Below are 9,998 nucleotides of genomic sequence, written 5' to 3' on the forward strand. Positions count from 1 at the left end.
TATTTTCACCTGCCTATTACCATGACTGAAGTAATTTTTCAAGTACATTTTATACCAAATTAGATGCTCTTACCCTGCCGGCGAATCCCCATTAGCAGCATCTTTAATCACAGGATGAATTAAAGTCGATCGCAAACCTTGTCGAACTTCCGAATTCAAATACTTGCGCTGCAAAACCTGCCATTTTTGCCAAGCTGCGTAGCGTTTTTCTGCCAACAAACCAGCCAGTTTAGGCAACTTTTTTTGCAAATCGCGATCGACAAAATCCGTCAAAAATTCCCCTAAAACTTGACTGTCTTGAATATCACCCAAACATTCCTGAACAGCTTTCACATCTTCGACATAACCTTCATAAGCCGGGCCGTAAAAATCGCCAAACAGATTCATCAAATAGCGAACCCGCTTAGCTTGTTTCCGCAAATCATGCAGAATAGTTCCCTCCGCTGCTAACTTCTCTTCCACAGCCGACTCATTCAAATCCTCACAAACTTTAACTTTGCCATCCTCATATTCTGTGCCCAGCAGCCAAGCCGGATGCAGGAAAAACTCGCTGACTTGAGGTAACAGTAAATCCGGCAAAACCTCAGCAATTGGCAAATGTTCGATCGCCCGAAACTGCGGTTTTTCCAGCCAATCCTCGATCGACTTTTTCAGCGATTGGTAACTTTTGCGCTCCAAAACAGCCCTCACCCCTTTCAAAGCCCGGCGCCGCTGTTTGAGTAAATCGAATACAGCCTCATCCAAAACTTCCTGCTCCTGGGGCGGCAAATTCGGATAATAGCGGTTTTGGAGACTTTCGAGCATCACGTCCAAGTCCCTGAGCGTTCCCAGAATCCGCCCCACCTTACCAATTTTGCGTTCAGAAGCTTCTTTTGGCAAGTCTAAAACCGGGGCAAAACCCGTTATAGCCGATCGCAAACGCCGCAATCCTACGCGCATTTGGTGAAGTTCTTCTGCATTTTTGTCTTGGATAACTTCAGCCTCGTGGGCTATTGTTTTGCGGAAATACTTGTCAATTGCACCAGAGGCTGCATCTCCGAGAGTTTTAACTTTTGCTGATTTTTTTACGTTCATGGTAGATGTAGAGTCCACTTTTGCGATCGACTTTATTTTTGATTTCAATGCTTTGCTAATCAGGGGTTATATCCTAGCACCGACTTTTAATTTATACACCAGCAATAATAATTCTTAATGTAATGTGCTTGACAATTTATACAAAATCACCAATTTTCATTCTAAAATCTTCAATTCTAAAATCTTCAATTCTAAAATCTTCAATCTCCCATCTAAAATCTAAAATCTAAAATCGAATTGCCCTCCCTCGCGCTTGGGCAAATAAAAATCCGATTTCTGGCGCGCTTTCCCAAATAGGTTAAGATCGCTCCAAACCGACATTTATTCGCCAAAGAGAGAGAGAGGGTGCGATCGGGAGGACAAGTTTTAAATTAAATCAAGTCCAGCTTGTCCGACTTCAAAGAGGCAGTTTAGCCTTTCCAGTCTTTGCCAGATTGTTCGAGCACGTAGGCAGCGATATCATCGATTTGTTCGGGCTTCAAACGACCCAGAAAAGCAGGCATAGCACTTTTGCCCTTAATTATCTGAGTGGTGATAGCTTCGATGGAATTCATGCCGTACTTTTCCAGAGCATCCTTTTTCAAGGTTTTCATTCCCATAACGACGTTGCCGCCACCGATGTGACAAGCAGCACAGTTGGCGCTAAAGAGCTTAGCTCCGTTAGCAGCATCGGCGGCCAAAGCAGGGCTGCCGAAGCCGACGGTAAAAATTGCGATCGCTAACAGGGCGATCGATAAGAGTCTTTTCAACACAGTTCTCCTCTAATGGACACCTTTGAAGGTGGTTCTTTAGTTATTTTACCTGTTTAATCAGGCACAAACACGCAGTCGCGATCGGGATTTTTCGAGTAATCTACCACTTGGTCGCAGCGGCAGTTCAACTCTCAAAATTATCCACGCCCCAGCCTGGAGCTTTCTGAGCCGCCCGGAGCACAAAAGCCGCCAAATTTTCAATCTCAGTCTGCGGCATCCAGCTTTCGGGTACTTGGCGGCACCAAAAAGTGTCCTCACTGCCGTCATAAGTCATCGGCTCTCTCAAATACGACACCAAACTATTGATGTTGCTGCGGGGAGGCGTTGCCCCCTTGAGATCTGCCAAAGACAGAGATATCATCGGATCAGGCAAAGTTGCTCCTCCGACGTGACAATTCAGGCAATTATTCTGGAACAACACCTTGCCGACAGAAAAATCCTGAGGCGAAAACAACCGAGTGTTTCCCTCAGCGTCCAATTCCATTGCTACAGGTTCCCTGGCTTGTAAATATCTATTCACGTAAGAATCGGTAGCAGCCAAAACAGGTTGAGGAGCCAGCAGCACGAGCGGCAAAATAATTAACATCCCCAATAGAAAGCAGAGAAAAACACCACGATGCAGCATAAGGGCGTAGAAAAGTCAATAATTCACTAACATTTGCTCACAAAATCGAATTTTCTTGTTGCACTCTGGCTTTCGTCAGCATCAACCAGTCCACAAGCTTAAGTCAGCGGGTTCGACTGGGGAGAATCAATCAGCAAGAGGTAAATTTGAGATTTCAGATTTTCGATAGAAAAACGGCCAGCCAGCAATCCTTGCCCAATCCCAGCCCCTCTCAATCCAAAATCCCAAATCTCAAATTTCAAATTGATTAGCGAGCGCCTTTACCGCCAGCCCACTGCTTGCCGACAATTTTCGGTTGCAACAGAATATGACCGGCAATCGCATACAAATCATCATCCGAGAGATTTCTCATCTCAGGGAAAATATCTGCACTCTTCATGCTCGGATGCACTTCGGAAATTTCCTGAAACCCGTCATAAGTCGTGGGATTTTTCATATAGTCCACCAGCGAGTCAATATTATTGCGGGGCGGGTTTGCCAAAGCCAGAGTTTCGGGACTCAAGTTCAAATTCGGGTCAGTTTTTGTCATGCCCGCAGCGTGACATTGAGCGCAAGCCGAGTTAAACAAGCGTTTCCCTTGCTGAACTTGTTTGAGGCTCAGCACCACTGGAGCGCCTTTGTCATTCAAAGTCACAGTGCGAAGCTCAGGACTCAGTTCGACAGCCATCGCACTGCTGACAAATAACTGAAATGTCAAGAATACAGCGGTCAGAGCAATGAAATATCTTTTAAGCATGGTTCTCCTTAAAAAAATCGGGCAAATTATTGAACGCTAAGAGAGCGCCTCGCTGGCAAACAGATTTCTGTTCAAAATTCCTTCCTGCTGCGACAACTGGCGAAAGTTTGTGCAGCCGTACCTTATAAAGGTAAAGGAATTTTGCGATCGATCTAATCTGTAATTCGTTTTGAGTCGCGCCTTTTTTCGAGAGTTGACATAATTGCCTTAACATCCTCCAAAGCCAAACGGGTTTGAGGGTGTTTGTAGGCAATTTCCAACTCGTCACACAAGCGGAGCACGTCTTCAACAGGGACGTTGAAGTCCTCTGCTATTTCTGCGATGGACAGGTCTGCAAAACCCATAATTTTTAGGTCGCTGACTGGTCAAAATTGAGTTAACGGCTATTGACTGAAAGCTGGACAATTTAACTAAAGCACAGGGGATTTAAGCCCCCACCTTTAGGTGGATTGTTTTTAGGCTGGGGCTTAAATCCCCTGCCTAAAAACTTCGCTGTCAACTGTCAACTGTCAACTGTCAACTGTTAACAAGCGCTGTTAGCTGCCATTTGTTAGTTTCGTCTGAGATTTTGTTCGATCGCCAGCTAACTAACCGCTAACTGCCACTAAGCATTTTTGCTTACCTAAACTTCACAGCCCATCAACTTCCAACCAATATCATCCCATTGCCGCGTCTTTATTATCAATAGGACTTGGGCGCGCGGGGCTAAACACCCGGTATCTGCGTGCATTTCTCGCTACTAAACTTAATATTTTTCTAAGAAACCGGGTTTTTTTGGCAATTCCTCTGAAATTTTGGTAGACAAGATTGCAAAAGTTCTTTTAATCAGACTTTTGGGCGGGCTCGCGTGCCCACCCCACAAGAAAAAATGATTTTTGTGGGACGATGCTCTGAGCATCGTCCTAGCTAGGGCTGGCAATTCAAGTCTAGTCTCTCCTACAGACTCCACGACAGGAGTCAGGAGGCGCAATAGCTTAGGGAGAAAGCTTGAAAGCGTGAGTCGGCGCGGGCACAGGGTGGTAGCTGTCGCTGGCCTCGTGGGCGGGGAATTCCGAGTTTGCCAAGAAAGGCTGGGGCTGGTGGAGGCTGATCAGCCCAGCGAGAGTTTTCTTTAATTGAGTCCGGGGTACGATCAAGTCTACAAAACCGTGGGCGAAGGAGTATTCGGAAGTTTGATAATTTTCCGGCAGCTTTTCGCGCAGAGTTTGCTCGATTACCCGGCCGCCCGTAAAGGCTACTGTAGCTTTTGGCTCTGCAATTATAATGTCTCCCAGCATGGCAAAACTGGCTGTGACGCCGCCGGTGGTCGGGTGCGTCAAAATTGGGATGTAAAGCAGTCTCGCTTCCCGGTGGCGCTCCAGGGCCCCGGAAATCTTGGCCATTTGCATCAAGCTGAGCATTCCTTCCTGCATTCTCGCGCCGCCGGAAGCGCAGACAATGATCGCTGGTAAGCGTTCCCGCGTGGCGTGTTCGATGAGGCGAGTCAGTTTTTCTCCGACAACTGAGCCCATGCTCCCGCCGATGAACTGAAATTCCATGACTCCGAGGGCGACGGGCAAATTTTCGAGTTTACCGATGCCTGTTTCTACGGCGTCTAGGTGGCCTGTTTTTTCTTGAAATTCGCGGAGTCGATCGCTATATTTTTTGCGATCGCGAAATTTTAGGGGATCGGTGGCGTGGAGACCTTCGTTAATGGGCATCCAGGTATTGGGGTCGATCAACTGCTCGATGCGATCGTCACTGTAAACTCTGATATGATGCCCGCATTCCAAGCAAACCATTTGATTTGCTCGCAGGTCTTTGGTATAACTCAGGGCATCGCAAGCTGGGCATTTATGCCAAAGTCCGTCGGCAATTTCTCGTTCCGGCCGTTCTTGGGAGTTCGGTACTGATTTTCGTCGATTTGCAAACCAATCAAATAGAGACATTAAAACTTAGGAATTGGTAATTGGTAGTTGGTAATTGGTAATTGGGAATTGGTAATTGGTAATTGTTAGTTGTTAGTTGTCAATTGCCAGTTGTTATATCAAGTCCGCACTACAGAGGAATTATACTATAGCCTTTCTCAGAAAGATTAGGTACGCTTCGGGCATCGGGCATCGGGCATCGGGCATCCGGCATCGGGCTATCCTCACCACGCTTGAGAACCGCTATATAAACTGCCCGCGCTGACAGGGCGAAGGTCTCGCTCGGCTGCGTGGGATACTCGCGCTGCACTCTGAACGTTATTATTCCGATGCTCATGTCAAAGATATCAATTATCTACTATTGACTAATGACTGTTGACTAATGACTATTGACTAATAACTAATCACTCTTGTTCTGGCTCATCTTCAACTGGACTGATCAGCAGCGATGCAGTTTGCTGGTGTTCTGGAAGAACTTGGAGGGCTGTAGCACTTCCTGCGCCTAAATAAGATGCTATACCCAAGTCTACAATCCGAGCGGGGATTTGATGAGCAGCCAGGAGCTGCTGCATTAATTCCGCTTCCCAACGAAAGCTAGTGGTTTTAAGTGTAATCCAAGACACGGGATAATTTTACCAATTTATGAACCGATATTATAAAGTTCGATCGCGCTTTGTAGCCGCAGATCACAAACCCAAATTCGGGAAAAACAACTGCAAGTAAGTAGATAAGATCGGTTCGCCCCAGAGAGCCGTAATTGCTGCACCGAGTGCTAGACAAGGGCCGAAGGGCATGGGTTGACGGCGATCGAGCAATCTAAGGGCGATCGCCCCACCACCAACAAAAGCCCCGATTACACAGGCGATAAATCCCGCTAGCAGCAAGAGTTTCCAGCCCAACCAAGCTCCCATCAAGGCGGCTAATTTGGTATCCCCGCCACCCATAGCAGTTTGCCCGAAGCCGATCGATCCTGCAAGTCCGATCGCATCAAACAGCCACAACCCGACAACTGCACCCAAAATTCCGTCTAGTACAAGATAGTGTACGGAGTCGATCGGGCTAAATGTCGGCCACCAACCTTTGGCGATTTGGAAAACCAATCCGAGCACCAAACCCGATCGAGTCAAAGAATTAGGCAAAGTCATTGTATCGCAGTCAATCAAAGACAAAGCCAACAGCCAGCTAAACAAAACCCACAAACCCAGAGTTTGCACTGCGATCCCAAACTGCCAGAAGATTAGCAAAAATAGCAAACCCATAGATACTTCCACCAGCGGATAGCGGGCAGAAATCCGACTGTGGCAGTGATTGCAGCGTCCCCGCAGCCACAGCCAACCAAACACGGGTATATTTTCGTAAGTTCTGAGTTGATTTAAACATTTGGGACAGCGAGAAGGAGGATGTATCACCGACAAACCCGCAGGCAAACGATAGATTACCACATTGAGAAAGCTGCCGATCGCCGAGCCGATCACAAAAACGATCGTGGCGACCAGGGTATTAAAGATAGTTTCCATTAAGTTGTTTTTTGACTATTGAATGTCGCGATTGATTAGTTGTTAGTTGTTAGATTTTGTCGTGTCAATTACCAATTATATTTGTAGTAATAAATGCGATTTCTCTGATTTGAATGCGGACTAAAGTCCTAACTACGAACCTTTTTCAGCAATTGTGCGATGTGGTTTTGATTTTAAGCTGTTACCAATCACCAATTCCCAATTGTCAATTCCCAATTGTCAACTGCCAACTGCCAACTATCAACCATCAACTGCCAACTGCCAACTGACAACTGACAACTGACAACTGTCAACGGTCAACTATCAACTGTCAACGGCCTAATACATTTGAGATTCAATTTCGTTAAAAGTAACAAAACGTTCGCCCGGTAATAAAACGGGATGCGCAGTAAAAATTAGCTGACCTCGATCGCTTCCTTGACTGACAACTACACCGGCTGGACGCAGCATCTGCTCGGAATGCACTTTCAAATACATACCATAGGCCGATCGAGCCACTCGGATCAAATCGGGAGCGATCAAGCTGTGACTTTGGGAAATTTCTATCCGGTGTTCTGAGTTGGGCTGGTATCGGGTCACGGGAAACTTATGATAATGGTATAGGGCTAGCAATTGGTGTTGGCTTGAGATCGATCGAACTTACCTTATTTTTTAAGAATAGACTAGGTGGAAATTAATAGATTAACTTTCAATCCTCCCTTGGCTGCGATCGAACTGCGGCTGCGATCGCTCCTTTCGTCTGAACTCTACGCTGGTGCGTGGGTAGATCCGTCCCCCGCAACACTAATGGGGGTTTTCGAGCACCTGCGCACTCTCCGCTACATCCTCAACGACTACGTACCCAGGCCCGTTTCCCAATCTCCGCCCAACCCGGGGGAGGTGCGCTACCAGTGGCAAACAGGCACTTTGCTATTCACAGATTTGGCAGGGTTTACGTCGCTGTTGGAAGCAAACGCAGCCCAGGGGCGCAAGGGCGCTGAAACGCTGCTGGGGGTGATTAACGACTACTTTGCCTCGATGATTGAAATCGTCAGCAAATCGGGGGGGGATTTGCTGGAGTTTACAGGAGATGCGCTGCTGGTGCAGTTTTTGGCTGGGAAGCACGAACAGGATACAGTCAGGGCGGTGCGGGCGGGTTTGCGGATGCAGCGGGCGATGGCTCAATTTGCGAATATTGAAACGGCGCGGGGTGTTTTGTCTTTGAGGATGCGGGTGGGTATCCACTGCGGCCGCTACATTAGTGCAGACATCGGTACGCCGCTGCGGATGGCCCACGTACTGCTGGGGCATTCTGTCCAGCAAGCCAAGCAGGCTGAGGGTTCTGGGAATGTGGGACGGGTGTGTTTGACTGAAACTGCTAGAGAGTCTTTGGGAGAGCAATTTCGTTTTGAACCCGGGAAACCGGGTTATTTGTTGGTGGTAGATGATTTTACCGACGATCTACTTGGAGAGTACGATATTACTTTGACTGGGCGGCGGATGCCAAGTTCAGTATTGCTCGATCGCACCGTGTCGGGTTTGGTGAGGGAAATCGGGGAAGCCGTGAAGCGGGTGGAACCCCTTGCTAGTTATATACCCAAAACCATCCTGAAACTGCTGGTTGAAAATGCCGACAGGCGGAAAATCCCGCCGGATTTTCCCGAACCGACGGTGATGTTTGTCAACTTGATCGGTTTACCGGAGTTGGTGGACAAAGCTACGCCAGCCGAGGAAGCTAACCTGGTACTGGGCTGTTCTCGGGTGTTTGCGCTAATTGATGCTGTGGTGTCAGCGAAAGGGGGCGTGCTGCAAAAAGTAACGGCCCACTTGGATGGTTCGGATATACTGATTTATTTTGGCGTACCGGACGTTCATACCGACGATCCAAGTCGCGCTGCGAGTGCGGCGATCGCGATCCGGGATCTAATTGCCAGTTTACCTCCGATCATCATCGGCGGTCAAAATGTGAAAATAAGCTGTCAAATTGGGTTGTATCGGGGGCCTGTGTTTGCTGCTGAGGTTGGGGAACCGCGAGGGCGCAGGGAGTTTAATATCCTCGGCGATACGGTGAATACGGCTGCTAGGCTGATGAGCAAGGCGGGGGAAAACGAAATTTTGATTGGTGAAAGGGTGTTTGAGTCGATCGGGCTAAACTTCGATTGCGAGGCTTTGGGAGCTGTTTCTTTGAAGGGGAAATCTGCACTGACTCCGGTTTTTGCTTTGCACGCTTCCAAGGTGGAGAGGGGAAAAGGCAGCGTTTAAATAACTTTTAAGAGCTAGGCAAGTGGTATTATTAGCTACTCGCACAGACTAAACTCCGATCGATATTTGACCATTCCGCTGCAATCCTGCAAAGCTCCTCTTTCTAATTCCAACACCATAAAAGCTTCATCAGGTACATCATATTCGCATCCCAACATCTTGCTACTAGCAGGAACGAACCCGAAACGCGAATAGAAATCGGGAGATCCCAGCACAACCACTGCCTGAAAATGCGATCGCGTGCACTCTTGTAAGCCCTCGCGGATCAGCAGCGATCCGATACCTTGCCGCTGATAGTTGGGTAGAACTGCGACTGGCGCCAACCCCAGAATTGACAAAGTGCTAGAACATTTTCCTGCGATGACAACCGGACTGAAGAAAATGTGTCCGACCACTTGATCCGATTGTACGGCAACCCAGGAAAATGTAGATGCAATTCCCCGGAGGCGATCGACTAAGTTTGCCTCATTTTCTCGCCCGAATGCCACAATATTGACATTGCGAACAGTTGCTACATCTTCTGGCTTTTCAGTACGGATATTCATAGCTAATACCAAGAGTGACAAATCAATCCAACGATATTGGTAGGGTGTGTCGCCATCGATAGTATCCAAAAAGAGGCGAAAAATCTATCGAGCGACGCACCATCGATAATATTTGAGAAAACAAACTCAACCTCAATTATTGTAGCAAGGATATTTTAAATTGGTATAAGTCCTATAAAAACTACACTCGAATATAGCTTTGGTTCCCCTCTGCCGGTAAAACAATCAACCGTTGATTTTTCAAATCTGGTTCCAAGCCTAAATCTTCGAGTGGAATCAAGCCTATTAAAGGTTCTTGTCCTGCGGGTAGTTCAACGCAATCATACCTTCCTTCTCGTCCCGCTATAGCAAGACTGACATTTTTAAATAGGCGAAATTTTCTAGATCCTATTACAGTATGTCCTTGATATCCTCCCCACTGATAAATCAGGGGGATTCCAATCTACCCGAACAACGAAAGCTGTCTAGGGAACTGGTGGGTTGACGCTTCGATGGAAGATGCCACATTAGATGTGGTCTTACTTCGTCCTCCACGTCCGTTTATAGTCTCAGGCAATCCGCCCGCGACTTTTATATTAATTGCTGCATTTTCGTCTCGGTC

The 9,998-nt window shown here is 47.3% G+C and carries 12 protein-coding genes; 1 reads left to right on the plus strand and 11 read right to left on the minus strand.

Annotated features, from left to right (window positions below):
* Positions 1-69: 69 nt before the first annotated feature.
* The 10 genes from QUB52_RS27465 to QUB52_RS27510 all read right to left on the minus strand — a co-directional run bounded on the left by QUB52_RS27465 (position 70) and on the right by QUB52_RS27510 (position 7,190).
* On the minus strand, positions 70-1,074 hold the full coding sequence (locus QUB52_RS27465) for a CHAD domain-containing protein (RefSeq protein WP_332975644.1): 1,005 nt from the start codon (positions 1,072-1,074) through the stop codon (positions 70-72).
* 410 nt (positions 1,075-1,484) lie between these two features.
* Positions 1,485-1,823 (minus strand): cytochrome c6 PetJ, encoded by a 339-nt coding sequence (petJ, locus tag QUB52_RS27470; protein WP_332975643.1) that lies wholly within the window; start codon positions 1,821-1,823, stop codon positions 1,485-1,487.
* Between the two features lie 127 nt (positions 1,824-1,950).
* On the minus strand, positions 1,951-2,451 hold the full coding sequence (psbV2, locus tag QUB52_RS27475) for a photosystem II cytochrome PsbV2 (protein ID WP_265236401.1): 501 nt from the start codon (positions 2,449-2,451) through the stop codon (positions 1,951-1,953).
* A 247-nt stretch (positions 2,452-2,698) separates the two neighbouring features.
* Positions 2,699-3,187, minus strand: coding sequence for a photosystem II cytochrome c-550 (gene psbV / locus QUB52_RS27480; RefSeq protein ID WP_332975642.1), 489 nt, complete (start codon positions 3,185-3,187; stop codon positions 2,699-2,701).
* A gap of 152 nt (positions 3,188-3,339) precedes the next feature.
* Entirely contained in the window at positions 3,340-3,531 is a 192-nt protein-coding gene (locus QUB52_RS27485; protein WP_265236399.1) for a translation initiation factor IF-2, read from the minus strand.
* Between the two features lie 630 nt (positions 3,532-4,161).
* Positions 4,162-5,115, minus strand: coding sequence for an acetyl-CoA carboxylase, carboxyltransferase subunit beta (accD, locus tag QUB52_RS27490; protein ID WP_265236398.1), 954 nt, complete (start codon positions 5,113-5,115; stop codon positions 4,162-4,164).
* Positions 5,116-5,224: 109 nt separating this feature from the next.
* Positions 5,225-5,431 (minus strand): hypothetical protein, encoded by a 207-nt coding sequence (locus QUB52_RS27495; protein WP_332975586.1) that lies wholly within the window; start codon positions 5,429-5,431, stop codon positions 5,225-5,227.
* A 67-nt stretch (positions 5,432-5,498) separates the two neighbouring features.
* Positions 5,499-5,717 carry a DUF2007 domain-containing protein gene (locus QUB52_RS27500; RefSeq protein ID WP_265236394.1) on the minus strand — a complete coding sequence of 73 codons (219 nt, stop codon included), beginning with the start codon at positions 5,715-5,717 and terminating at the stop codon, positions 5,499-5,501.
* Positions 5,718-5,780: 63 nt separating this feature from the next.
* A complete protein-coding gene (locus tag QUB52_RS27505) occupies positions 5,781-6,611 on the minus strand; it encodes a prepilin peptidase (protein ID WP_332975585.1) in 831 nt (276 codons plus the stop codon).
* Between the two features lie 318 nt (positions 6,612-6,929).
* Complete coding sequence (locus tag QUB52_RS27510; RefSeq protein ID WP_265236388.1) at positions 6,930-7,190, minus strand: hypothetical protein; 261 nt, start codon at positions 7,188-7,190, stop codon at positions 6,930-6,932.
* Positions 7,191-7,277: 87 nt separating this feature from the next.
* On the opposite strand from QUB52_RS27510, the gene QUB52_RS27515 reads away from it, so the two are divergent.
* Positions 7,278-8,852, plus strand: coding sequence for an adenylate/guanylate cyclase domain-containing protein (locus tag QUB52_RS27515; RefSeq protein WP_332975584.1), 1,575 nt, complete (start codon positions 7,278-7,280; stop codon positions 8,850-8,852).
* 35 nt (positions 8,853-8,887) lie between these two features.
* Here QUB52_RS27515 and QUB52_RS27520 read toward each other — a convergent pair whose 3' ends face one another.
* Entirely contained in the window at positions 8,888-9,397 is a 510-nt protein-coding gene (locus QUB52_RS27520) for a GNAT family N-acetyltransferase (RefSeq protein WP_332975583.1), read from the minus strand.
* Positions 9,398-9,998: the final 601 nt, after the last annotated feature.

Source organism: Microcoleus sp. A6-C6 (assembly GCF_036705955.1).
In the GTDB taxonomy this organism is placed as follows: domain Bacteria; phylum Cyanobacteriota; class Cyanobacteriia; order Cyanobacteriales; family Microcoleaceae; genus Microcoleus.